Genomic DNA, 25187 nt, shown 5'->3' with positions numbered 1-25187 from the left:
CGTGATAGACGTACACTGCCACCTGCTGCCGGGCGTAGATGACGGCCCGGCAGACCTGGACGCCGCGCTGGCGCTGGTGAAAGCCAGCGCCAGCAATGGCATAAGCCACGCCATTTGCACCCCGCACATCTACCCCGGCCGCTGGGACAACGGCTACGCCAACCTGCAACCGGCGCTGCAACAGCTGCGCCAGGCCATGGCTGCGGCCAACGTGCCGCTACAGCTTAAGCTGGGCGCCGAAGTACGCGTGTGCGACCAACTGCCACAGCTGATTCAAGCCGGCCGCATACCCATGCTGGGCCACGTAAACGGCTACGACATCCTGCTGCTGGAAATGCCGGACCACCAGATACCCGCCGGCCTGTGGCAGCTGATACCGTGGCTGATGCGGCACAAGGTAAGGCCGCTGATTGCCCACCCCGAACGCAACAAAGCGGTAATGAGCGACATCAGCCAGGCACAACGCCTGCACCGTGCCGGCTGCTGGCTGCAAGTAACCACCGGCGCGGTACTGGGCAGCTTTGGCAGCCGCGCCCAAGCCACCGCGCAGCAACTGCTGGACGACGACCTGGTATACCTGCTGGCCACCGACACCCACAACCTGAAAGCGCGCCAGCCCAATATGGCCCAAGCCCACCAGTGGCTAAGCCGCCGCTTTGACAGCGGCTACGCCGACATGCTGACGCACGACCACCCCGCCCTGCTGTACCACAGCACCCCGCAAAGCATACCCACGCTGGAAGACGCGCCATGAAAGCCGCCACCCCCTACGCCCTGGCCGCCATCATGGCAGGCTGCGCCGCCGTGGTACTGCCCGGCGCCCTGCAAACCGCCTGGCACGACCTGACGCTAACCAAACCGCGCGCCATGCTGGAACGCGCCACCGCAGACCAGCAAACTCCGCTACTGCTGGCCGAAGCCATACAGATAGAACAGGCACTGAACCAGGCACAGCATCAACGCCAGCCCGCGCACCACCAGGTGCTGGACAACCTGGCCACGCTATACACGCTGCGCACCCTGCGTGCCGCCGCCGTACCCAGCGTGCAGGCCTATATGGCCGGCATGGCAGAAAACTACTACCGCCAGGCACTGGCACTGCGCCCGGTAAACGGCCGCGCCTGGGCCAATATTGCCCTGCTGCGCATTCTTACCGGCGACCAGGGGCCGGTATACCAGCAAGCCCTGCAAAGCGCCCTGCAGCAAGCCCCCAGCGACTACAGCGTTGGCCGCAGCCTGCTGCTGGCCACCCTGCCGTTTGAAAGCCAGCTCCCCCCCGCCACCATGGCCTTTGCGCGCAAGGTATACGCCCAGCAAAGCCAGCCGGCACAAAAACAGCTGCAGCACCTGCTAAAACAGCTACCCGGCCCCACCGCCAGCCAGCTGCGCCAGCCCTGAACCCCTAACGCAAAACCCCCGCCAGCCAAGCCAGCGGGGGTGTTAACATTGGTGCGTTTCATATTAAGCGTGCGGCAGCAAGCTGCAGCCCGCCCCAAGCACAAGCAAGCCACCCGTGTACCCAGGCAGGCTAGCTAGCCGCTGGCGGGGTTGGGCGCCGCCGCTGCCAGCAAGACAGCAGCCAGCACAGCAGCAGCCCCACCAGCAAACCGGCCACATCGGCCAGCCAGTCTTCTACCGACGCTACCCGCCCCGGCAACCACGACTGGTGCCACTCCTGCCCTGCCCCCACCGCCATGCCCAGCAGCGCCAGCACCAGGCAGCGCCAAAAGGTTGGCCGCAAAGACCAACCAGCCAGCAACAAAGCCGAACCGTAAGCCACCGCATGCACCAGCTTGTCGTACGGCGGGTTCACCGTGGGCAGCCATAGCTGGTGCTGAAACCAGAACAACAGCGCCACCAGCGACGACAGTAATAGCAACACCGCCAAACGCCACGCCATCAGTTGGCCGATACGAAGTAGTCCCTGCTGTGTTGGTGCACCTGCGGGTGCTGTGCAGCCTCGGCAGGTGTCAGCCAGCAGTAGCGGGCATGCTGCTGACCGAGGGGCAATGCAGCCAGCTGCGTTTCATCCAGCTGCAAGCGGTAAGCCAGCACCACATAGTGGGTGCCAAAACCCGGCATATCGCCCGCGTTGTCGGAGTAAAAGTGTTCGTACACTCCCTGCCATTGCGCCAGCTGTCGCGGAAAGGCGATGCCCAGCTCTACATTGGTAAGGCGCATGAAAGCGTCGTCCAGCCGTTCGTCTTTCAGCACACGCCCGCCGGGTACAAACCAGTGGCCACTGGCCGGGCGGTTGTTACGCCAGCCCAGCAGCACCTGGCCCTGCGGGTTAAATACCAAGAGATCGATGGAAACCAGCGGCGCATGCTCTACCACGGCCATGAACTGGCCAAACGGCAAGGGCTGCTGGCTCATGCCGGCGCCCTGCCGTACACGTCTTCCAGACGCACGATATCGTCTTCGCCTAAGTAGCTGCCCGACTGTACCTCGACAATCTCCAGCGGAATACGCCCCGGGTTCACCAGGCGGTGCACGGTACCCAACGGTATGTAAGTGGACTGGTTTTCGCTAAGCAGCAGCTCGCTATCGCCATTGGTAATGAGTGCGGTGCCTTTTACCACTACCCAGTGTTCGGCACGGTGGTGGTGCAGCTGCAGGCTAAGCGAACTGCCCGGCTTGACCTGAATGCGCTTTACCTGAAAGCGTTCGCCCATGGCCAAGCCTTCGTACCAGCCCCACGGGCGGTTTACGCGCTGGTGGAACACCGCCTCGCTACGGCCGGCTGCGGCCAACTGCTCCACAATCTTTTTAACGTCTTGCACTTGGCTTTTGTGCGCCACCAGTACGGCATCGGCGGTTTCTACCACCACCAGGTCTTGTACCCCTACCGTGGCCACCAGGCGGCTTTCGGCACGCACGTAGCAGCCGCTAGTGGCGTGCTGCAGCACATCGCCCTGCACCGCGTTGCCATTGGCGTCTTGCGGGGTAATGTCGGCCAGTGCGCTCCACGAGCCGATATCGCTCCAGCCCAAGCCTGCAGCAGGCACCACGGCGGCCTTGGCGGTTTTTTCCATTACCGCGTAGTCGATACTGTCTGACGGGCAGGCGGCAAAGGCCGTGGCGTCCAGCCGCACAAAGTCCAAGTCGCGCTGCGCCTGCTCGAAAGCCTGCTGGCTGTATTGATAGATGGCCGGCTGCAGCTGCTGCAGCTCGCGTAGGTAGGCATCGGCACGGAACAGGAACATGCCGCTGTTCCAGTAATAGCCGCCATCAGCCACAAAGGCCTGGGCACGGGCCAGATCCGGCTTTTCTACAAACGCCGCCACCGCAAACAAACCCTCTACCTCGGCCAAAGCCTGGCCGCGCTGGATGTAACCGTAGCCGGTATGCGGGCTGTCTGGCGCTATGCCAAAAGTAACCAGCTGGCCGGCTTGCGCAGCAGGCAAGGCCTGCTGCACCAGCGCCTGAAACACCTGGCTGTGCTGGATAACGTGATCGGAAGGCAGCACCAGCAACACGGCGTTGGCATCGTGCTGCAGCGCCTGCCACGCCGCCACCGCCACTGCAGGCGCAGTATTGCGGCCAACCGGTTCCAGCAGCATGGCCTGCGGCTGTATGCCTGCGGCCAACATCTGCTCGGCTACCAGAAAGCGCTGCTCGTTATTGGTAATGATGATGGGCGCTGCCACGCTGGCGAGGCCATCCAGCCGGGCGGCAGTTTGCTGCACCAGCGTTTGCTGGCCATGCAAGGCCAGATACTGCTTGGGGTAAGCGGAACGCGACAGCGGCCACATGCGGGTGCCGCTGCCGCCGCACAGGATGACGGGTACCAGACTCATGCTAACAAGCTCCAGAAATTAAGGTTGGCCGCAAAGCTGCTGCAGCTGTTTTTCAAAAGCGGCCATGATGGCATCTTGATCCAAAAACTGCTCTGCGTACTGGCGGCCTGCCAGACCAAACTGTTGACGCAAGCCGGGGTTGGCCGCCAGATGGCTGATAGCACCCACCATGTCGGTAACGGATTCAGGCGGAATGACCACACCCTTGCCGCTAACGACGTCTGCCAGCTCGGTACCCGGTGCAGCGCAGGCCACTACCGGGCGGCCACTAGCCAGCATGCCGGTAAGTTTGCTGGGCATCACCAAGTCTGCCGCGCCAGCCTTTTGCGGCAGCAGGTGAATATCGGCCATTTGCAGGAAAGCCGGCAGCTTTTCTACCGGCTGCAAATCCATGAACCGTACATTAGGCAAGCCTTGGCAAGCGTGCTCTAGCGCAGCGCGGCCAGTGCCCTGCCCGCAAAACAAAAACAGCAGCGGCTGGCCCGGCTGCGCAGCAAACTGCCGTGCAGACTCGGCCAGGGTTTCCAGCCCCTGCTTGGCCCCCATATTGCCGGAATACAGTGCCACCACCGTATCCGGTGCAATGCCCAGCGCCTGCCGGTACGCCGCCGCCTCTGCCGCTAGATTAGCGGGGGGTAGCACCACCCAGTTGGGGAAAGACACCACCTGGTTGGACGCCACGCCCTTTTCGCGGGCCAGCGCCAACATACGGCCAGAGATAGATGAGACACAGTCAAAAGCGCGCAGCAGCCCACGCTCTACCGCCAGCGCAAAACGGCGTGCTACCGGCTGCTTGAGCAAGCCCAGCTCGAAAGCGGCGTCTACCTCGTAATCCTGCACATGCAGCCAGCTTTTGGCCCCGCCAAGCTTGGCGGCTAGCAACGCCCCCGGTGCGCAAAACAGCGCCGGAGCGGCCATCCACACCAAGTCTGGCCGCCAGAAAGCGTGGCGAATCATTACCGGCACACTACTAGCGGCAAAGCTGGCCAGATGCACCAGTCGCTTTAGCCCGCTAACACGGGCCGGCACCCACAATGGGCAGCGGTAAACGGCAACACCGTCACGTTGCTCCAGCAGGTAGTGCCCAGCTGAGTAGCCCTCTGCCACCTGCCACTGCGGGTAATACGGCGGCGCCGTTACCACGCGCACATCGTGCCCGCGTGCGGCCAACCAAGTAGCCATTTCGCCAGTGTATTTACCGATACCGGTGACTTCGGGTGAATAGTTGATACCGTAGATAAGAAGTTTCAAGTTATTCAAATCTCTTCTTAATGACACGAGCAGGCACACCTGCTACAACACAATTTTCAGGTACATCTTTTACAACTACAGCACCTGCTGCCACTATTGAGCCTCTTCCAATTACAACCGATCCGACAATTGTAGCGCCGAAACCAATAAAGTTTGACCCTTCTAGAGTAACAAGCGAAGGCTCCGTTCTACCTGACCAATATGTTGTACGTTCTCTATCAAACAAATAATGATCATGCCCAACTATAGAAACCCTTGACGAAAAAAGACAGTCATCGCCAATGCGCAAATTGGTCTGTAAGAAAAAATCCGCACCAATACTTACATCATTTCCAATCTCTATACGTTCAGGGACCATAAACCTACAATTAGGACCAAAATGGAAATTCCCTCTTATTATCACTTTGCTTTTAAGTCTAAACTTAAGCAAAACTACTCTATATTTTCTCATCAAAATTCTGAGAAAATTTTTCAACACACCCAAGTCTGCGTCAGGTGATTGTCTATACATTCATCGCACTCCACAGTTGATGTGCCATATAATCAGCAGAGTATCTTTTCTTGCAATTATCAACGATATCATCAGACTGAGCCAACCAAAACTCGCGATTGCGCCAAGCTTCAGACATAACAGCGGCTAAGTCTTCCACGCTATCCATTTTGAAAAAAATTGCATTTGAATTTTCTACCGCAGCCTCAATCTCTGGGGAGTGATTTTCCCCATGAGCAACTATCATCGGCACACCAAAAGAAAAACTTTGCGTAATCGATAGTCCAACATAGCCAGGAGAAAGACTAAAGAAAGCAGATGAATATATGGAACGCAGTTGAGCAACATCGGCAACATGACCTTTAAAAACAACTCTTTCGCGGTACTGGCTGCTATCAACCAAGGATTCACACGCCACCCTTTCAGGGCCATCACCTACTACAACAAGAGTACCATCATACTCTGGGTTTCTTCCCAAATACTCAAAAAAAGCTTTTATCATGAGCATTGGTTTTTTTTCTGACACCAAGCGGCCAACGTATACAAAATTACGCTTTTCGCCTATTGCCACACTCATTTCATCCGACCGGTATAGGGCATTTGGTGCAGATAAAATCTTTTTTCCAGGCATTTTCTCCTGAAGCTCACTCTTTTGAGTTTCCGTATACACAACAATAATATCAGCCAATAATCGCAATAAATTGCGAATATAATCAGACTGCGCAAGCTTACCTTCTCTTGGCCATGCGTGACCCCACATGACAGTTTTCTTCCCCAATAACTTCCTAAATATCGGAACAAACCAGCTATTTATAATTCTAGGATTCATCTCGATAATAACGGAGTCGGCTTTTAACGACTCTTGGAATGTACCAATTTGCCACAAAAACCTTCTACCCAAAAAAAACTTGTTAAATGCAAGCAATCTTTTGCCTTTAAAACTCACTCGTGTTAAGGTGGTTTTATCAAAATAAACATCACCACAAACAACCAATAAATCATCACCAGCAAGATCATAAAGCAGATCAAGGACAGCTTGTCTATAATCACCAATCGCAGTCTGAACAAGTAAATATTTAGCCATGGCAGTCACCCAAAAAAGTTTCATGCAAAATATCTGATATCAGTACAGACTGTTCTTCAAAAGCTAACATTACTCTCTTTAAGTAAAAATCTCTATTCATAAACAAGTGCGTCACTTTAGACTCCAGAGACGGATCATCAATATCGACTATCAGATCAGCAAGCCCTACCTTTTCGAAAACACCAACAATCTTCACATTTCTTTCTTTCTTTATCAATGCAATAGGCAAACAACCTAATTTTGCCGCAAAAAGCAAAGCATGGAGACGATTACTAATAATAAACTCAGACTTCCTATAAATATCAAATATCTGTTCTTTACTAGACTGGGGATACACCACTACCTTGTCAATATCGCACACGGCGCCAGATGCTATCTTAGACAAGAAAGAAAAATCGCGTGTAACTTGAGCAACAGGCACGAATCTTATTTTTTTACCACTACCCAATCCGCAGTGCAAAATTTCAATCACCCGCCAAACAGTATCAAGTATATTATCTTCACTCCTAAAACTAAGCGATATAGTATCTCGCTTTTCAAAACCCACACCCAAGGGCGGTATAAATGTCGAAGGAAGTGCAAATGCAAGATCAGGAAAATAGGTAGTCCTGTAAGCACCAGAGCGCTTCATGTAGCTAATAGAGTAGTCTTCCCTAGCGGTATACTTATAAAATAACCTTGACGAAATTTTCTCAATAAAGAGTGCAGTGCTGCCAAATGGGCCAAGGGAACAGCCCAACCTTACAACCCTCACCCCGAATGCATAAAGCATCAAAAAAACAAAAAATTGTAAAAATTTACTAAGCACACCACCATCATTTCCAAAAAAGTGGCCAGGCTTCATTAATAGAAATACTTTCTTACCGCTTAATCGCTTCAGAACCATACTCAAAACGCTTGAAAGCTTAGACTCTCGAACGACATTATCTGAGTAGCCAGCAAGCTCATCAACATAGTCTTCCGGACATCCTTTAGCATTCACAATAGTCTCTGCAAACGACCGGACTTCAGCCAAAAGAGAAATTGCGATACCACGATCACCTAAATTTTCATGTTGCGTATTGGCAAAAAAATAAACAATCATTCTTTTCTTTCACTGATTAAGCGAATAATAAAATACATAAACAATGGCGCAATTAAAACACCACCAGAAACCAATGCAGTATGAAATTCGCGCGTCTGAAGGAATATCATATTTATAGAGAAAACAGTTAAGAAAAGAGCTTTGATTTCATACTGTCTAATTGAAATTACAAAAGCAGAAAACTCACGAACCATTACTGCAATGATCAGGGAATTTAAAAAAACACCGACCAGACCAAATGAGGCATAACTTGAGCCAATAAAACCAACTTGGATTGTAGTCAGCTCCACACCAAGATAGTGATACGGTATCTCAGCTGGCGGGTTGAAATAATCCAAGCCAAAAAAGTCAGCAAGTGACTGAATATTTGCAAACCCTATAAATGGGGTAATTGAAAAGTAGTCAACCCAAAGTCTCAGCCCATCATTGCTTGCAAAAAACAACCTATATGGTAATACATTGCTAATGTCTTGGCTTGTAACCAAACCACCAGCCAACTCTTCCGAATATTGGAAAATATACAGTCTACTCAATAAAAAAAATAAGAAGAGAACAAAAGTAAAAATAATAGCAACTTTTTTGAAATCATACTCTGCCATCAGTCGACCATGGCCTTTAATGGTCATCACTAGAATGACAGCAGATAGTACATAATACACATAAGGAAATTTGTTGAGTTGGGCTGCACATGCAAAAAATACTAGCACTGCCATTGCCAGTGCGGCTGAATGCTTGCCCAATACAAAAAACAAAAGACCAACTAGGAATAGTGATACTGTGGCACTTTGACGTAGTAAGTTCGTGATCGTTGTAAAAAAATCACCTTGAAAGACCTCTCTTCTAAGTTGAACGTATGAGAAGTCAGAAGATCCGAACACGTACTTCATGTACTCTCGATATACTGAAAAATCAGGAAACTGGGTCATAGCGATCAAGAAAGAAAATACCAAGCCCAAATAAATATACTTGCGCGGGGCCAATACATACTCTTTCAAGACAAGGCTACCGGGCGTTACTATTCTGAATGGCTGAATTAAACCTAGTGCTAATCCGATATAAGAAACCGAAAGAAGCAACAAATAGTTTTCTTCCACACCTGCACCGAGCCCTGCTGATAAGCGCAGCATCCCTCCGGGATATCCAGCATGAATCCCATACTGCAATGTAAAAAAAACCACAAAGAAATCAATGGGCAAAATACCCTCGCCTTTTGGTCTCACTGCGACATAGGCCAATATCAATACAGCAAACGATACGGAAAACAATAGTAAATTAGCCATATTTTTTTTCTCGATAAAAAGCAAAGGCAACTATGAACCCATTTTTTAAAATGGATAAGACGCTCATACCTCTCGCTTTCGAATTTCTCCGAAGGACATATGAGAGCATGATAAACTCCAAAAGCATAACAATAAATGCCATCACATCATTAGAAAGCAAATATTGCTTCGGTAAAAATTCAGATAGCAGTAAAAGAAAAACAAAAGCTATCAGGATACTCTTTATGTAAAATATCATTGGCTTTGTATGCTTTGAATCTGCTAAGTCACTACTTATGGATATAACCCACATAGCACTAAAAAAAGAAGCCAATGACTGAAGCAATATTTGTAACTGTGATACCTGAACGTGACCAATAGTCCAGTAGTTAATAATATTCGCACCCCAAAACAGCATTAGCAACATTACCGGCAACAAAAAAACAGCCGACAGCACAAAAGAAAAATCTTGAATGTTATTTCTTCTCTCTAATTGATCAATATCTTTGGATGAATCAGAAGAGATTAATGCAGGCCAAATACTACGAGAAACTTGCAGACCTAACTGCGCGATTACCCTAACGAATGTTTGCGTAGACGAATACACTACCGCGGCCATCAAGCTTACCTTCTCAGACAAGATAAATATTGGTGCTTGCTGTATCAATGCCATTGATAGCGGAAGTAACGCAAAAGCTAAAGAAGGCCGAATCATCACCTTTAAAATATCAAACTTATATTTACTTACGGACAAACCAATACTATAAGCACACAAACCACTCAGCTTATATATCATATAAAAATTGCCAATTAGGCGAACCATTACGAATATAACAATGGATATGGCAAGGTCTTTTATGATAAAGATAGCAAGTCCAAAAAAAGTAATTTCGGCTAATCGCATGCAATGTGTTATAAAAACACCAACATAGTCATATCCGCATGATCTAAATGCTGCGTTTGTGACTTGACTTTGATTCAGAAGAAATGAATAAACACCAACCGAAACCAAAACCACCAATCCAGTCGTTATTGAGCCAACATTGTGTGACACTAACCATGCTTGCCCATTGGAAAAAATCCAGACAATGTAAGTTACTAACAAAATTAGGCTTACTGCTGAAACTGTTAATCTAGCAGTTACATAATAGAGTTCAGCTTCATTATACTTTTCATCATTAACAAGTTTAGTCAGCCTATTACCGGCTTCACTTGATAGCCCAATATCAGAGGATGTTAAGATTGCTGGCACTGCCCTAGATATAAGCCAGATATTAGCAATCGACACATGAAAATTCGCAAAAACAAGTGGCACCATTAATAAGCGATCTAACAACGTTACTAACGTGCCTAATGTATGCGCAAAAAAAGACTTCAATATTTTTTTTATATGCATCTATCTTAGCTCAACATAGCGTGAAAAGCTCCCATAAAACATAAATGGGCGTTCACATAAAAGATCATTATCTTGAATGGTATTGTATTTTGGCGCACCTAGTTCATCATCAAGCAATTCATATAGTTTTTTATACTTCCTATACGCTTCTGACTGATATGGCACTGATAACAATCTTCTCATCAAATCCCAACTGCTATCCTGAGTTCTAGATTTTTGCCACGTAAGCCCTCTATCATCTGCATGGATGCCTTCTTTGCAATTATATGCTTTATTGCCTAGGAGCATATTAGAACGACCTCCACCTATTAAGAAAGCACGATAAACATTATCAATTAAATTTCTTTCGGCCGTTATCCCAGAAGCCTGATCATCAATATAGATCGCAGTTGCAAAATACGGTGCCACACCACGGGAATCTTTAATCTTGTTCTCAATAATTCTTGTACCCTGCCCTGCCCAGTCTCTACCTGTGTATATAACACCTGCGTCGCCAGTTGACTGAACAGCCTTTTCAATTACATTCGAACCTATAAAATGGTCATTCCCCTGAAACATTATTGCCGAATGCGGAACGTCACTGATAAAGTTTTTTTTAACATCAACGCCAACACCATTTATTCTGATGGCTGGATTTGCTGTCTTATATATTTCACCAACTCTACTTATTTCATTATCGGCTATTAAGAAGCCATAGCCTTTCAGTTGAATTCTATCACCTGATTCGACATCTATACCACTACCACCCACTGTATGAATTCTGTTACGCGCTATAAATCCATATTTACTTTTTTCCGCTTTGATAGCATCCAAAGCAACGTGCGAAATATTCAAATTTCTTATGTTCAATTTGTCAATATTATAAAAATGGAGTGCATTTCCATTTGTGCCCACAAAACTGAGATCAGAAATTGAAACACTATTGAGATCTTTAAACTGGAAAAAGCCATTGGCGACAATGGCTTTAGTATTAATTTCACCATTCCTCAGATGATCGCTCCACCCCCCCGAGGGAAATTCCACAAGCTTGACACGAGCAGCACTTTTCAAACCATAGTGCGGATTCCGTTTTAGATAAAACTTATCACCAACAATCTGAGATACTTTTATATATTCATCGCGCCATTGGTTTCCAAAAAAACCATGAATAAAAATGTTCCCTATCTTGCCAGTGGCCTCTGGGTAAAATTTATGAAAAACTACGTATGAACCAATTTTGTCATTACCTACCTTCGATACATGAAGAAAGTCATCACCACTCAATGCATGCGGGTAGAAAAAACCTGTACTACTTATAAAATTTAGAGATACCGGTGCCTTCTTTAACGGTGGGCGGTAGTATTCAGGAAAATAATCTAAATTATCAACTTTAATTACAGAACTGTAAATTTCATTTAAGGCCTTACTGTACACCCAACCTTCAATTATCGTTTTTCCATTGCCAGAACCACTGATATCAATGGTTTTCAAACAATCATCACTTTTCAATTCAACACTTCGTATGAACTTAAAATGCCCTGGTCCAAAATAAAGCTGGATATGATTTGCATTGGCATCAGAAATTACTTTTGCAATATCTTTGCTTATATCAGTGTTTTTTTCTGTATCAAAACGAAAACTTGCCGCAGGGAGACAATCTGCAAATGATTGATAACTCAGAACCAGAAAAAACCATATCCAGCATTTGGACATTTTTACTCCAAACTCAAAGAGTGATTGAATCCATGGCTAGAAAGAATTGCGCACTTTCTAGCATGTTCTAAATCAGCCTCAACCATTTCTTCACACATCTGCTGCACGGTAATTTCCGGTACCCAACCCAGCTTTTCTTTTGCCTTGGCCGGGTCGCCCAGCAAGGTTTCCACTTCGGCGGGGCGGAAATAGCGCGGGTCTACGCGTACAATGACATCGCCTACTTTCAGTGCCGGTGCCTTGTCGCCGGTAATGGCTCTTACCACCGCTACTTCGTCTACGCCTTTGCCTTCAAATGCCAGCTCTACGCCCAGATGTTCTGCACTCCACTGGATAAACTGGCGCACGCTGTACTGCACGCCGGTAGCGATAACAAAGTCTTCGGGCTGGTCTTGCTGCAGCATCATCCACTGCATGCGTACGTAGTCTTTGGCGTGGCCCCAGTCGCGCAGGGCGTCCATATTGCCCATGTACAGGCACTGCTCCAGACCCTGGGCGATGTTGGCCAGGCCACGGGTAATTTTGCGGGTAACAAAAGTTTCGCCACGGCGTGGGCTTTCATGGTTGAACAGAATGCCGTTGCACGCATAGATGCCATAAGCTTCGCGGTAGTTTACGGTGATCCAGTAGGCATAAAGCTTGGCTACGGCATAGGGGCTGCGCGGGTAGAACGGGGTAGTTTCTTTTTGCGGTATTTCCTGCACCAGGCCGTATAGCTCGGATGTGGATGCCTGGTAAAAGCGGGTTTTCTTTTCCAGGCCCAAAAAGCGGATGGCTTCCAGCAGGCGCAGGGTGCCCATGGCGTCTACGTCGGCGGTGTATTCCGGCGATTCAAAGCTCACCGCCACGTGCGATTGGGCGCCCAGGTTGTACACCTCGTCGGGCTGAACTTCCTGCAAGATGCGCGTCAGGTTACTGCTGTCGGTCAGGTCGCCGTAGTGCAGCTTGAAGTTGGCGTTTGCGATGTGCGGGTCCTGGTAGATATGGTCTACCCGCTGGGTATTAAACTGCGAAGCACGGCGCTTGATGCCGTGTACCTCGTAGCCTTTTGCCAGCAGAAACTCTGCCAGGTAGGAGCCATCCTGCCCGGTAACACCGGTAATCAACGCTACTTTTTTGCTCATTTTGTTTTCCTGATTTTCAGTTTTTGTCTGGTATGGCCCAATGCTTATTGGGCGTAAAACGGTGCGGCACGGTAGGCCTGCTGCAAGCCGTCTGCAAAGCGGGTTTTGGCTTGCCAGCCCAGTGCGCCCAGCTTGCTTACGTCCAGCAGCTTGCGTGGGGTACCGTCGGGCTTGCTGGTATCAAATACCAGCTGCGCTTGCAGGCCCACCGTGTCGCATACCGCTTGTGCCAGCTGCGCAATGGTAATGTCTTGCCCGGTGCCTATGTTCAGCAGCGGTGGTTGCTGGTCGTTTAGCAGCTGGCTATAGGTGGCGTCGTCCAGGTTCATTACATGCACGCAGGCTTCTGCCATGTCTTCGCAGTACAAAAACTCGCGCATGGGGGTACCGGTACCCCACACGGTAAAAGTGGTATCGCCGCGCAGCTTGCTTTCATGGGCGCGGCGCAGCAGTGCCGGTATCACGTGGCTGTTTTCTGGGTGGTAGTTGTCGCCGGGGCCGTACAGGTTGGTGGGCATGACGGCCATGTAGCGGGTGCCGTACTGGCGGTTGTAGCTCCAGCACATTTCTATACCGGCGATCTTGGCCAGGGCGTAGGGCTGGTTGGTTTGCTCCAGCGGGCCGGTTAGCAGGTAGTCTTCACGTATTGGCTGCGGGCAATCGCGCGGGTAGATGCAGCTGCTACCCAGAAACAGCAGGCGGTTTACACCGTGGCGGTGGGCTGCATCTATCACATTGCTTTGTATCATCAGGTTTTGATGAATGAATTCGCCGCGGTACACGTTATTGGCGTGAATACCACCTACTTTCGCAGCGGCCAGAAACACGTAGTCCGGCTTTTCTGCGGCAAAAAAGGCATCTACTGCAGCCTGGTTGCACAGGTCCAGCTCGGCGTGGGTGCGGCTAACAATATTGCTGTAGCCGGCTTGCTGCAGCTGGCGCACGATGGCGCCGCCTACCATGCCCCGGTGGCCAGCTACATAGATCTTGGCGTGTTTGTCCATTTGGTCTTTCTTTCAATGTTGGCCGCGGCCAATGGCGTAGTAGTGCAGCCCCTTAGCCTGCATACGTGCCGGCTCGTACAGGTTACGGCCATCAAATACCACCGGTGTCCGCAGTGCCGTCTTGATGCTGTTGAAATCCGGCGCTTTAAACTGCTGCCACTCGGTGCAAATCACCAGCGCGTCGGCGCCTTGCAGGGCGGCTTCTTTAGTGCCCATCAGCGTCAGGTCCGGGCGGGTGCCGTAAATGCGCTGCGTTTCTTCCATTGCCTCCGGGTCGTAGGCTTGCACCTTGGCGCCGGCAGCCCAAAGCTGTTCCATCAACACGCGGCTGGATGCCTCGCGCATGTCGTCGGTGTTGGGCTTGAATGCCAGGCCCCACAGCGCAAAGGTTTTACCGCGCAGGTCGGCACCAAAGTGCTTGGTAATGTATTCAAACAGCTTGCGCTTTTGGCGGTGGTTTACCGCTTCTACCGCCTGCAGCAGCTGCGGCTGGTAGTCGATGCTTTCGGCGGTGCGTACCAGCGCCTGTACATCTTTGGGGAAGCAAGAGCCACCGTAGCCGCAGCCGGGGTAGATAAAGTGGTAGCCAATGCGTTCGTCGGAGCCTATGCCTTTGCGTACCGCTTCAATGTCTGCGCCTACGCGCTCGGCAATATTGGCCATTTCATTCATAAAGCTGATTTTGGTGGCCAGCATGCAGTTGGCCGCATACTTGGTTAGCTCGGCGCTGCGCACGTCCATCACGATGATGCGTTCGTGGTTGCGGTTAAACGGTTCGTACAGTTCGCGCATTACCGCTACGGCGTCGCTATTATCGGTGCCAATAATAATGCGGTCTGGCCGTTTGCAGTCGCTTACTGCGGCGCCTTCTTTCAAAAATTCCGGGTTGGATACCACGGTAAAGCCCAGCTGGGCACCGCGTTGGGCCAGTACGGCCTGTACGTGCTGGCTTACTTTGTCGGCAGTGCCTACCGGTACGGTAGATTTGTTGACAATGATCTTGTCGCTGGCCATGTGCTGCGCCACGGTGCCGGCTACGGCCAGTACGTACTTCAGGTCGGCCGAGCCGTCTTCGTCGGGCGGGGTGCCTACGGCAATAAAGATCAGGTCGGCAAAGGCTACGCCCTCTTCTGCCTGGGTGGTAAAACGCAGGCGGCCTTGGGCGTGGTTGTCTTGCACCAGCGGGGTAAGCCCCGGTTCGTAGATGGGGATAATGCCTTTGTTAAGGTTATCGATCTTGGTTTGGTCTACGTCTACGCAGCATACGTGGTGGCCGGCGTCGGCCAGTACGGCAGCTTGTACCAGGCCTACATAGCCGGTGCCAAATACGGTTACGTTCATCTTGTCGTTCTCGGGGTAGTCAGTAATGGGGCGGGGTCGGGTGCGGCCTTAGTAGGCGTTTTTGTGCACAAAACCCTTGAATACGGTAAGAAACACAATGCGCAGGTCCAGCCATACCGACCAGTGCTCCAGGTAGTGCAGGTCGTAGTCCACGCGCGATTTCATCTTGTCGATGGTGTCGGTTTCGCCGCGCAGGCCGTTTACCTGGGCCCAGCCGGTAATGCCCGGCTTCATCTTGTGGCGCAGCATGTAGTTTGGGATCAGCTCTTTGTAGTAGTGGTTGTGCTGTATGGCGTGCGGGCGCGGGCCTACTATGCTCATGCGGCCTTGCAGCACGTTGATGAACTGCGGCAGTTCGTCCAGGCTGGTGCGGCGCAAAAAGGCGCCCAGCGGGGTAATGCGGGTGTCGTTCTTGGTGGCTTGGGTAACTTTGTCGTGCTCTTGGTGCACCGTCATGCTGCGAAACTTGTACACCACTATTTCTTCACCGCCCCAGCCGTGGCGCTTTTGCTTGAATATCACCGGCCCTGGCGACGTCAGCTTGATGGCAATGGCAATGGCGGCCATTAGCGGGCTAATCAGCAGCAGTATTACGCTGGCCAGTATGTAGTCTTCTATCTGCTTGATAACGCGGTTTACGCCGCCCAGCGCGCTGCCGCTGATGTCCAGCATGGGTACGCCCATGATGAAGGTAACGCCGTGGTTGATCATGCGGTAGGTAAGCAGGTCTGGCACTACGCGGATGTCGGCGGCGCTGTGCTTTAGCGCTTCCAGCACGGCCGGTATGGTGGAGGCTTCGTGGGCGGGCAGGTTGATCCACACTTCGTCGTAGGTGGCGTCGCTGGCCAGCTGGGCTATGCGCTCCAGGTCGGTGGCGCTTACCTGGCGGGTTACCTTAAAGCCGCTCCACGACGCCTCGCGGGCGCGCTTGGCCAGGTCGTTGCTCATCGGGCCTTTGCCTATCAGCAGTACTTCGCGGGTGTTTACGCCGCGGCGGTGCAGCCAGCGCAGCACCAGCATTACCACTGTGCGCTGCAGCAGTAGCAGCGGCAGCATGCTGGCCACCCAGGTACCTACAAATATGCGCGAGTACGCCTCGGAGCTTTTGCTAAAAAACAGCCACGCCAGCAGCATGCCCACGGTAATCAGCCACGCCAGCACTACCCTGCCGTACATGGCCTGCCAAGACCCGCCCCTAAACGACTGGTACACCAGCGACGAGCACAGCATTGCCAGCAAGCTGGTGGCCACGATCAGGCTGTCGTAACCCAGCGGCAAGGTGGCAGACCAGCCGCCAAAACGCAGCCAGGCTGCCAGTTCGGCAGCCTGCCATACGGTAAGGGCATCCAGCACCAGGATGATGTTGCTGACAATCGCAGAGCCTTGTTTTAGCCGGCCGGACTTCATGTGTGTACTTCCTGCAGTAGTGGCTGTGCCGCGCATTTGGCGCGGCACAATATTCGATAGATGGCTTGGGTTTTACCTGCGCCATTGTTTCATCGATATTTTACAGCAATCGTACAACTTTCATGAATGCCAAGCGGGTTTTTTTATAACGTATCTTATAGGACCATGACTGTAACCATGCCACTACACGACCTAAATGTCTGTTTTAAAAGGATAAAACAAAAAACAGCGGCCATGACAGCAGCTGTTTTTTAATATTTACTTAATAATTAGAAGGCAATTACACCAGCATTTGTATCAACAGCGTGTGTTTGCTGCACCACAGCATACGGTGCGGGCTGCGGTAGCGGCCTGCTAGCTAAACCGTAGGCAGCTGGCGGGCTGTTTGTTCGCCTGCGCGGCGCACAGGGGCAGACGGCTACAGGCTGGCCGTGCCCGGCAGCCGGCTGTGGCCGGGATAGCCCAGGCTGCGTGACGTGGCCGCCGCGCAGGCGGCCAGCGCCTGCGCCAGCGGGCCGTGCCACGCCGGGTCAAACGCGGCGGCCGGGCCTAGCGTGGTCATTACCAGTGCCAGCTGGCCGCTGCTGTCAAACACGGGTGCCGACAGCGCATTAATGCCCGGCAGCGGGTAGCCTACGGCACGCGCCATGCCGTGCTGGCGCACTTCGGCCAGCATGGCGGGCAGGTCTGGCTGCTGGCCGGGTGGCTTGTGTGCCAGCTCACTTTCTATTACTGCACGCGTCAGCTCGGCCGGCAGCCAGGCGGCAAACACACGGCCGGTGGCCGAATCCAGCACCGACATCACGCTGCCGGTACGCATATTGATGTGCACAATGCGGTTGCATTCCACAATACGCACCACGGTCGGGCCGTGGTTGCCCCACACCGCCAGCGCCACGTTCTGGTTGATGTCCAGCGCCAGCCGGGTGGCGGCGTCGCTGGCTATTTTTACGGCGTCCAGTTCGTGCAGCGCAGTCAGGCCCATTTGCAGCGCAAAGCTGCCCAGCCGGTACTGGCCGGTGACGGCGTCTTGTTCCACCAGGCCCAGCTTGCCAAAGCTCACCAGGTAGGGGTGCGCCTTGGCCGGTGGCATGCCGGCATCGCGGGCCAGGTCTTTCAGCATCATCGGTGCGCCGGCGCGCACCAGCGCCTGCAGCAGGCTGCCGCCCACCTCGATGGATTGAATGCCACGGCGGGCGTCTTTTTCTGCGTCCATAACGATATAAGCAAGATAAGGTTGGCCGCAGTGTAGCATTGCTGCCGCGGCTTTATAGTTTGTTAATATCAAACTTGTTGAGCAATATCTAACAATGCAGTATGGTTCCGCCCATGCAGCCATTGCTGCCCCGCACCCGGAGACACCCCCATGCTGATCCAGAAAATCCACCACGTGGCCTACCGCTGCAAAGACGCCAAAGAAACCGTGGAGTGGTATGTAAAGCACCTCGACATGAAGTTCGTGCTGGCCATTGCCGAGAACGAAGTGCCGTCCACCAAGCAGCCGGACCCGTACATGCACGTGTTCCTAGACGCCGGCCAGGGCAATATCCTGGCCTTCTTCGAGCTGCCCAACAGCCCGGAAATGGGCCGCGACCCGAATACCCCGGCCTGGGTGCAGCACCTGGCGCTGGAGGTAGCCGACATGGACACCTTGCTGGCTACCAAGGCGCGGCTGGAGGCGGCCGGCATCAAGGTAATCGGCCCCACCAATCACACCATTTTCCAGAGCATCTACTTCTTCGACCCCAACGGCCACCGCCTGGAGCTGGCCTGCAACAGCGGCACCCCGCGCATGCTGCAAATGCTGGACGAGGTAAAGTGGGACATGCTCAACGAATGGGCCGCCACCCATCAGGCACCGCAACACGCACGCTGGATGCACGACGGCAGCTACCAGGAAGACTGAGCGCCACCGTGGCACGCCGGGGGCCAAGCGCCCCTGTTACGTTAACGTAAGTCGTCGTACACTACATAAAAACCATACAGTTGGAATAACCCGACGCCTGAGGAGAACCCGTCCATGCACGCTGCCGATACCCCGATCTGGCAACCCGAACCGCAACGCGCCGCCGCCACCCATCTGGCGGCATTCGGCAAACTGATGTCCACGCTGGATAACACCCGCTACGACGATTACCACAGCTTGTGGCAGGCCAGCGTCACGCAGCCGGCGCGCTTCTGGAGCAAGGTTTGGGACTACAGCGGCGTGGTGGGCGACAAGGGCGAGCGTCTGTTGCAGCACGATGGCCACATGCGCGACGCCCGCTTCTTCCCCGACGCCCGGCTGAACTATGCCGAAAACCTGCTGCGCCGCCGTGACGACGCGCTGGCGGTGTGCTTCTGGGGCGAAGACAAGGTGAAGCGCGAACTAAGCTGGTGGGAGCTAAGCGACCTGGTATCGCGGCTGCAGCAGGCCATGAAAGAGCACGGCGTTCAGTGCGGCGATCGCATTGCCGGCTACATGCCCAATATGCCGGAAACGCTGGCCGCCATGCTGGCCGCTACCAGCCTGGGCGCAGTGTGGACCAGCTGCTCGCCAGACTTCGGCACCGACGGCGCAGTAGACCGCTTTGGCCAGACCGCACCGCGCATGCTGTTCTGCCCCGACGGCTACTGGTACAACGGCAAGCCGGTGCAGATTCTGAACAAGATCCGCGTCATTGCCGAACAGCTGCCGTCGGTAGAAAAAGTGGTGGTGGTGCCCTATCTGGGCGAAGCCGACGCCTTTGCGGCCAACGTACCGCGCGCCGTGACGCTGGACGCCCTGCTGCAAGGCTTTGTGGCGCGCCAGCTGCAGTTTGTGCGCGTGCCGTTCAACCACCCGCTGTTCATCCTGTATTCCAGCGGTACTACCGGCAAACCCAAGTGCATCGTGCACGGCCACGGCGGCACCCTGCTGCAGCACCTGAAAGAGCACCAGCTGCACGCCGACATCCACAGCGGTGACCGCCTGTTCTACTTCACTACCTGCGGCTGGATGATGTGGAACTGGCTGGTAAGCGGCCTGGGCAGCGGCGCCACGCTCATGCTGTACGACGGCTCGCCGTTTGCCGGTGGCGGCCACATTTTGTGGGAGTACGCACAGGCGTACCGTTGCACCCACTTTGGCACCTCGGCCAAGTACATCGACGGCCTGAAGAAGATCGACCTGCAACCGGGCAAGCAGTACGACCTCACCTGCCTGCGGGCGGTGTTTTCTACCGGCTCGCCACTGGTGGCAGAAAGCTTCGACTGGGCGTATCAGGCCATCAAGGCCGACATGAACCTGGCGTCCATTTCTGGCGGTACCGATATTGTGTCGTGCTTTGCGCTGGGCTGCGCCACGCTGCCGGTATACCGTGGCGAGTTGCAATGCCGCGGCCTGGGCATGGCGGTGGAAATCCGCAACGATCAGGGCAAGCCGGTAGTGGGCGAAAAAGGCGAGCTGGTCTGCACCCAGCCGTTTCCGTCGATGCCGGTGGGCTTCTGGGGCGACGACAGTGGCGAGAAATACCGCAAGGCTTACTTCGACCGCTTCGACAACGTGTGGTGTCACGGCGACTACGCCGAGCTCACCGCGCACGGCGGCATGGTGATCTACGGCCGCTCCGACGCGGTGCTGAACCCCGGCGGCGTACGCATCGGCACCGCCGAAATCTACCGCCAGGTGGAAACCTTCCCGCAGGTGCTGGAAAGCATTGTGGTGGGCCAACGCTGGCAAGACGACGAGCGCGTGGTGCTGTTTGTGAAACTGCGCAACGGCCAGGCGCTGGACGCCGAGCTGGTGGCCACCATCAAAAACCAGATCAAGCAGGGTGCCAGCCCGCGCCACGTGCCGGCCAAGATCATTGCCGTGGCCGACATCCCCAAAACCATCAGCGGCAAGATTGTGGAGCTGGCGGTGAAAAACGTGATCCACGGCGAACCGGTGAACAACATGACCGCGCTGGCCAACCCGGAAGCCTTGCAGCTGTTTGCCAATCTGCCCGAGCTGCAAAGCTAGCAGGCTGCGGCCAGCGTTAAGGTTGGCCGCAAACGTCAAAAGCCAGGGCCGGCGCATGCGCCGGCCCTGGCTTTTGGCTGCTGGCTGCCCGCAGGCTTGCGGTAGCCAGCCCATCACTGCATGATTTACGCATAAAGTGTTACTATCGCAGCAAATCGATAAAACGGAGTGCATCATGATTCTGGTAACCGGCGGTGCTGGCTATATCGGCTCTCATACCTGCCTGCAATTGCTGCAGGCCGGCCACGATCTGGTGGTGCTGGACAACCTCAGCAACAGCCAGCCCGAAGCCTTGCAACGGGTACAGCAACTGACTGGCCGCCAGCTGCAGCTGGTGGAAGGCGACATCCGCGACGAAACCATGCTGGACGCGGTGTTCCGCTACCCGATCAAGGCGGTCATTCACTTTGCCGGCCTGAAGGCGGTGGGCGAGTCGGTAGCCGAGCCGCTGCGCTACTACGACAACAACGTCGCCGGCACGCTGTCGCTGCTGAAGGCCATGAAAAAGCACGGCTGCCAGCAACTGGTGTTCAGCTCCTCCGCAACCGTCTACGGCGACCCGGCGTCAGTGCCCATCCGCGAGCACTTTCCGCTGTCGGCCACCAACCCCTACGGCCGCAGCAAGCTGATGATCGAAGACATGCTGCGCGACCTGGCCCACGCCGAACCGGACTGGCGCATTGCCATCCTGCGCTACTTCAACCCGGTGGGTGCACACGAAAGCGGCCAGATCGGCGAAGACCCGAACGGCATTCCCAATAACCTGATGCCGTTCATCAGCCAGGTAGCCGTAGGCAAACGCGCGCAGCTGAGCGTGTTCGGTGACGATTACCCCACCCACGACGGTACTGGCGTACGCGACTACATCCACGTGGTAGACCTGGCTCGTGGCCACCTGTGCGCCCTTGCCAAGCTGCAGCAGCAGCCCGGCCTGCTCACCGTCAACCTGGGTACCGGCCAGGGCTACTCGGTACTGGACATGGTGAAAGCTTTTGAGCAGGCCAGCGGCCGCGCCATCCCCTACACCATTACTCCGCGCCGCCCCGGCGATGTGGCAGCCTGCTACGCCGACCCGGCCCAAGCCGAACAGCTGCTGGGCTGGCGTGCCGAAAAAACGCTGGCCGACATGTGTGCCGATAGCTGGCGCTGGCAAAGCCAGAACCCCAACGGCTACCGCAAGTAAGGTTGGCCGCAGCAAAACCAACAGGGCCGGCGCATGCGCCGGCCCTGTTCTTTTACGTCATGGCTGCTTAGCTGGCCGCTGCCGGCTCGCGTTGCAGCAGGTAGTACACCTCGTGCTTGTCACGTGGGCGGCTGCCGTGCCAGCGCAACTGCCAGCCGGGCAAGACCGGCACTGCATCGCGCTCGCCTACCAGCAGTTGCAGGTTGCAAGGTATGGCCTCTTCCGGCGCTACCGCTTTCAAGTGCAAACCGCTGTAATACGGCCAGCTTACCCGGGCAATCATGTGGCGGGCGTCTACGGCCACGCACTGGTCACCCGCCGGCATGGCTTTCACCATCGCCTGCACTACCGGCTGATAGCTCTTGGCAGCATCCAGAAACGGCAACCACAAGGTCAGCAGCAGGCCCCACAGCAGCGTCAAACCTGCCGCCCAGTTGGTAATGGCCTGACGGCCACGCAAGTGACGCCGCGTTACCGCCCATACCCACAGGCCACTGGCCAGCAGCGCCAGCGACAGGGTAAGCCACGAAAACTGCGGCTCGTAATAAGGGCTGAAATACTCTACCCGTGCGGCCAGGCGCGCCGGCCAGCCAAAGTTCATGGCCACCCAGCCCAGCCATACCAGCAGGGCAAAGAAGCCAAATGCCATCAGGCCAAACCAGTTAAGAAAGGCCGCCGCGCCGCGGCGCAGGCTATCCAGCTCTACAGCCCCCAGCACGGCCAATGGCAACAGCAGCGGCATGGCGTCTTCGGTATGGGTATTGCTGGAAAAGGTCAGCAACAGCAGCAGCACGGCAAAACTCAGCAGGGGCAGCTGCAGCATGGGCAGCTCGTAGCGGCGGTTTTTCCACAGCGCCCATGCGGCCAACGGCCAGGCCGGCCAGGCGTACCACAGCACCAGCTTGGGGTAGTAACCCAGCTCATGGAACAGGCCGACATTGCCAAAACCGCGCAACGGCCCCAGCGCGTAGGCCTGCCACCACTGTGCAAACACCAGCGGGTAATTTTTATGCAGTGCCCACGGCCACACCAGCAGTAGCGGCGCGGCAAACAGTAGCGCCATCAACAGGGTGATGGCGTAGCGCTTGTTGCGCCAGCTGGCAAAAGCCGGCAGCAGCAGCGCCACGCTCCATACCAGCAGTAGTTGCACCAGGTTGGTGGACAAAAACACTACCACGCTGGCAGCCCCCAGCAAGGCACCAGCCAGTGCCGGCGCGCGCAGGCTGAGCACCATGGCGTACAAGGCGGCGGCAAAACCGGCAAAGCCGGCGACCACGGCATTCATTTCGTGCCCGGTAACAATCAGGCCCAGGCAGCCAATCAGGATCATCACCACGCTGCGGCCGTGCCTGCGGCCAACCAGCTCGCGGCCAATACCACCGGCAAAGGCGAGCGCCAACGCCATGAACAACGGCGTGGCCAGGCGGGCCGCGTCGTGCACCGGTAGCAACCACGGCGACAACAATTGCGCCAGGCCGGCGGCTACCCAGTAATACAGCGGCGCGCTTTCCAGGTAGGGTTGGCCGTCTACGGTGGGTAACAGCCAGTGGCCGCCGCTGATGAAACCCTGAACCACAGCCGTGATGTAAGGCTCGTCGGGTTTCCACGGGGTATGGCCCAGAATGCCGGGCCACAGCCAGACAAAGCACAATAACAGCAGTACCCAGGGTTTTTCGGTAGGACGGGCCGCAACGTGGCCGTGCGCGGAATAAGTCAGCATGCGCGGGAAGAACAAAGAGAGGACAAGGCCCCATTGTAGTGACAAACAGGCGCCGCACCTAGCCACAAACGGCAAGCCGCCGCCGGGCTATGGCCACGGCGGCGGCGCAAGACAGCATCAGGGCGTTGCTGGCAACGCTTAACCCAGTTGGCCGCGCAGGCGCAGGCCAAGGCGGGCGATGGCGATCTTGAGGTCGATACGGCGTTTTTGCAGCGAATTGCGCAGCTTGTTGCGGCGGCGCTGGCGCTTGTGCTCTGGCGCGGCTTGCAGCCGCTTCAGCTCGTCCTCGCGCCAGTCGTGGCTGGCGCAGGCCGCCGCCAGTGCCTCAACCGGCTGGCCGGCTGGCTGCGCGTCGAAGAAAGCGGCCAGGTATAGCGGCGCTTCGTAGCTGTAATTCCAGTAGTGATGCAGCGCCGCGTCCAGCGCCACCATCTCGTAGCGGCTGCACGCCACCAGCGACAGGGCAAACTGCTCTACCCAGTTACGCGGTACCACGCGGGTAAACAGGTAGTCGCTGGTACGAATCACGTCGTCAAAAAACGCAGTACTGCCGGCTGGCAGGCCGATGGCACCCGCGTTCCACATCAGCAAGCGCGAGGTATCGGCAATACCCAACGCTTGCAGCTGCGGCTGCTTGTGCTGCACAAAACGATAGTAGTCGGCAAAGAACTGTTCGGAGAACGCGCCTTCCGGCACGTGCATGCAGCATACCGGCGCGCCGCCCCCCTCCCCGCGCAAGCGGGCAAACAGGGTGTCGGGCAGATGCAGCCAGCGGGTGTCGCAATCCACGTACAGCAACGCGCCGTCCAGCTCCTGGCTGGCACGACGCAGTACGTTCAGTTTGATGCGGTGCACGTAGTCGAACGGGCCACGGAAAGCCGCCAGTTCGTGCCGTTGCAACACGATGGCGCGAATCAGCGGGTGGGCCGGCACTTCGGCCGCGTCGTCGGTGTACACCACGATACGCACATCCTGGCGCTGTTGCTGCAACAACAGGTGCAGCAAGGTCAGGACGGAAAAACGGGTCTGGTCGTGGTATTTGCGGCTGCCGTGCGACAGGTAAACAATATGGAGCGGCTTCATGTGGCGGGGGCGTTAACGTAATCCGCACAGTGTAGACGATAACCCTGTCTGGTGGCGCTGCGCTTTATGACGGGTAAGCAGCCCGTCGGCATGGGCGTCGCGCCACAGCGACAATACCCGGCATCGGTCAGCGTGCCAGGTGCCAAAAACAAAAAAGGCAGCCACTGGCTTAATGCCAGTCAGTTAACGCTGACTGGCATTTTTCGTTGGATATTTGTGTGCCCTGTTCTTCACCACTCGCGGGCAATGTCGGTCTGGTCTGCGGGGTGGTAGGACAAACAGACTCG

At 54.7% G+C, this 25187-nt stretch carries 22 protein-coding genes; 5 read left to right on the top strand and 17 right to left on the bottom strand.

Going from position 1 to position 25187, the window contains the following annotated elements; all coding sequences use genetic code 11:
* Position 1 precedes the first annotated feature (1 nt).
* Positions 2-754 carry a tyrosine-protein phosphatase gene (locus tag ACK4FZ_RS14445; protein ID WP_409822017.1) on the top strand — a complete coding sequence of 251 codons (753 nt, stop codon included), beginning with the start codon at positions 2-4 and terminating at the stop codon, positions 752-754.
* Positions 751-1398: a hypothetical protein gene (locus ACK4FZ_RS14440; protein ID WP_409822015.1), complete on the top strand. Its 648-nt coding sequence runs from the start codon at positions 751-753 to the stop codon at positions 1396-1398. Before ACK4FZ_RS14445 ends, ACK4FZ_RS14440 begins: the two co-directional genes overlap by 4 nt.
* A gap of 130 nt (positions 1399-1528) precedes the next feature.
* Here the strand turns inward: ACK4FZ_RS14440 and ACK4FZ_RS14435 are convergent, their stop codons facing one another.
* The 15 genes from ACK4FZ_RS14435 to ACK4FZ_RS14365 all read right to left on the bottom strand — a co-directional run bounded on the left by ACK4FZ_RS14435 (position 1529) and on the right by ACK4FZ_RS14365 (position 18148).
* Entirely contained in the window at positions 1529-1900 is a 372-nt protein-coding gene (locus tag ACK4FZ_RS14435; protein WP_409822013.1) for a VanZ family protein, read from the bottom strand.
* On the bottom strand, positions 1900-2376 hold the full coding sequence (locus tag ACK4FZ_RS14430; RefSeq protein ID WP_409822011.1) for a GDP-mannose mannosyl hydrolase: 477 nt from the start codon (positions 2374-2376) through the stop codon (positions 1900-1902). The genes ACK4FZ_RS14435 and ACK4FZ_RS14430 overlap by 1 nt, the downstream gene beginning before the upstream one ends.
* Positions 2373-3800 carry a mannose-1-phosphate guanylyltransferase/mannose-6-phosphate isomerase gene (locus tag ACK4FZ_RS14425; RefSeq protein WP_409822009.1) on the bottom strand — a complete coding sequence of 476 codons (1428 nt, stop codon included), beginning with the start codon at positions 3798-3800 and terminating at the stop codon, positions 2373-2375. Before ACK4FZ_RS14425 ends, ACK4FZ_RS14430 begins: the two co-directional genes overlap by 4 nt.
* Before the next feature lie 18 nt (positions 3801-3818).
* A complete protein-coding gene (locus ACK4FZ_RS14420) occupies positions 3819-5051 on the bottom strand; it encodes a glycosyltransferase WbuB (protein WP_409822007.1) in 1233 nt (410 codons plus the stop codon).
* 1 nt (position 5052) lies between these two features.
* A complete protein-coding gene (locus ACK4FZ_RS14415; RefSeq protein ID WP_409822005.1) occupies positions 5053-5562 on the bottom strand; it encodes an acyltransferase in 510 nt (169 codons plus the stop codon).
* Entirely contained in the window at positions 5555-6649 is a 1095-nt protein-coding gene (locus ACK4FZ_RS14410; protein ID WP_409822003.1) for a glycosyltransferase family 4 protein, read from the bottom strand. The genes ACK4FZ_RS14415 and ACK4FZ_RS14410 overlap by 8 nt, the downstream gene beginning before the upstream one ends.
* Complete coding sequence (locus ACK4FZ_RS14405) at positions 6618-7709, bottom strand: polysaccharide pyruvyl transferase family protein (RefSeq protein WP_409822001.1); 1092 nt, start codon at positions 7707-7709, stop codon at positions 6618-6620. Before ACK4FZ_RS14405 ends, ACK4FZ_RS14410 begins: the two co-directional genes overlap by 32 nt.
* Positions 7706-8989 carry a hypothetical protein gene (locus ACK4FZ_RS14400; protein WP_409821999.1) on the bottom strand — a complete coding sequence of 428 codons (1284 nt, stop codon included), beginning with the start codon at positions 8987-8989 and terminating at the stop codon, positions 7706-7708. Before ACK4FZ_RS14400 ends, ACK4FZ_RS14405 begins: the two co-directional genes overlap by 4 nt.
* Positions 8982-10364 (bottom strand): hypothetical protein, encoded by a 1383-nt coding sequence (locus ACK4FZ_RS14395; protein WP_409821997.1) that lies wholly within the window; start codon positions 10362-10364, stop codon positions 8982-8984. The genes ACK4FZ_RS14400 and ACK4FZ_RS14395 overlap by 8 nt, the downstream gene beginning before the upstream one ends.
* On the bottom strand, positions 10365-12056 hold the full coding sequence (locus ACK4FZ_RS14390; protein ID WP_409821995.1) for a right-handed parallel beta-helix repeat-containing protein: 1692 nt from the start codon (positions 12054-12056) through the stop codon (positions 10365-10367).
* 2 nt (positions 12057-12058) lie between these two features.
* On the bottom strand, positions 12059-13180 hold the full coding sequence (gene gmd / locus ACK4FZ_RS14385) for a GDP-mannose 4,6-dehydratase (protein WP_409821993.1): 1122 nt from the start codon (positions 13178-13180) through the stop codon (positions 12059-12061).
* 44 nt (positions 13181-13224) lie between these two features.
* Positions 13225-14184 (bottom strand): GDP-L-fucose synthase family protein, encoded by a 960-nt coding sequence (locus tag ACK4FZ_RS14380; protein ID WP_409821991.1) that lies wholly within the window; start codon positions 14182-14184, stop codon positions 13225-13227.
* Positions 14185-14196: 12 nt separating this feature from the next.
* The gene (locus tag ACK4FZ_RS14375) at positions 14197-15525 is read right to left on the bottom strand and encodes a UDP-glucose dehydrogenase family protein (protein WP_409821989.1); all 1329 of its coding nucleotides are present in this window, start codon (positions 15523-15525) and stop codon (positions 14197-14199) included.
* A 48-nt stretch (positions 15526-15573) separates the two neighbouring features.
* The gene (locus ACK4FZ_RS14370) at positions 15574-16932 is read right to left on the bottom strand and encodes an undecaprenyl-phosphate glucose phosphotransferase (RefSeq protein ID WP_409821987.1); all 1359 of its coding nucleotides are present in this window, start codon (positions 16930-16932) and stop codon (positions 15574-15576) included.
* Between the two features lie 418 nt (positions 16933-17350).
* The gene (locus tag ACK4FZ_RS14365) at positions 17351-18148 is read right to left on the bottom strand and encodes an IclR family transcriptional regulator (protein ID WP_409821985.1); all 798 of its coding nucleotides are present in this window, start codon (positions 18146-18148) and stop codon (positions 17351-17353) included.
* A gap of 150 nt (positions 18149-18298) precedes the next feature.
* On the opposite strand from ACK4FZ_RS14365, the gene ACK4FZ_RS14360 reads away from it, so the two are divergent.
* The 3 genes from ACK4FZ_RS14360 to galE all read left to right on the top strand — a co-directional run bounded on the left by ACK4FZ_RS14360 (position 18299) and on the right by galE (position 22097).
* Positions 18299-18838 (top strand): VOC family protein, encoded by a 540-nt coding sequence (locus ACK4FZ_RS14360; RefSeq protein WP_409821984.1) that lies wholly within the window; start codon positions 18299-18301, stop codon positions 18836-18838.
* Positions 18839-18952: 114 nt separating this feature from the next.
* Positions 18953-20914 (top strand): acetoacetate--CoA ligase, encoded by a 1962-nt coding sequence (locus ACK4FZ_RS14355; protein ID WP_409821982.1) that lies wholly within the window; start codon positions 18953-18955, stop codon positions 20912-20914.
* 172 nt (positions 20915-21086) lie between these two features.
* A complete protein-coding gene (galE, locus tag ACK4FZ_RS14350) occupies positions 21087-22097 on the top strand; it encodes a UDP-glucose 4-epimerase GalE (protein ID WP_409822088.1) in 1011 nt (336 codons plus the stop codon).
* Positions 22098-22164: 67 nt separating this feature from the next.
* Here the strand turns inward: galE and ACK4FZ_RS14345 are convergent, their stop codons facing one another.
* Positions 22165-23817, bottom strand: coding sequence for an ArnT family glycosyltransferase (locus ACK4FZ_RS14345; protein ID WP_409821981.1), 1653 nt, complete (start codon positions 23815-23817; stop codon positions 22165-22167).
* A 138-nt stretch (positions 23818-23955) separates the two neighbouring features.
* Positions 23956-24900 carry a hypothetical protein gene (locus ACK4FZ_RS14340; protein ID WP_409821979.1) on the bottom strand — a complete coding sequence of 315 codons (945 nt, stop codon included), beginning with the start codon at positions 24898-24900 and terminating at the stop codon, positions 23956-23958.
* Between the last annotated feature and the right edge of the window lie 287 nt (positions 24901-25187).

The organism is Vogesella sp., from assembly GCF_046297735.1.
Taxonomy (GTDB): Bacteria; Pseudomonadota; Gammaproteobacteria; order Burkholderiales; family Chromobacteriaceae; genus Vogesella; species Vogesella urethralis.
Note: the sequence above shows the minus strand (reverse complement) of the source record. Positions and strands in the feature narration are given on the sequence as shown.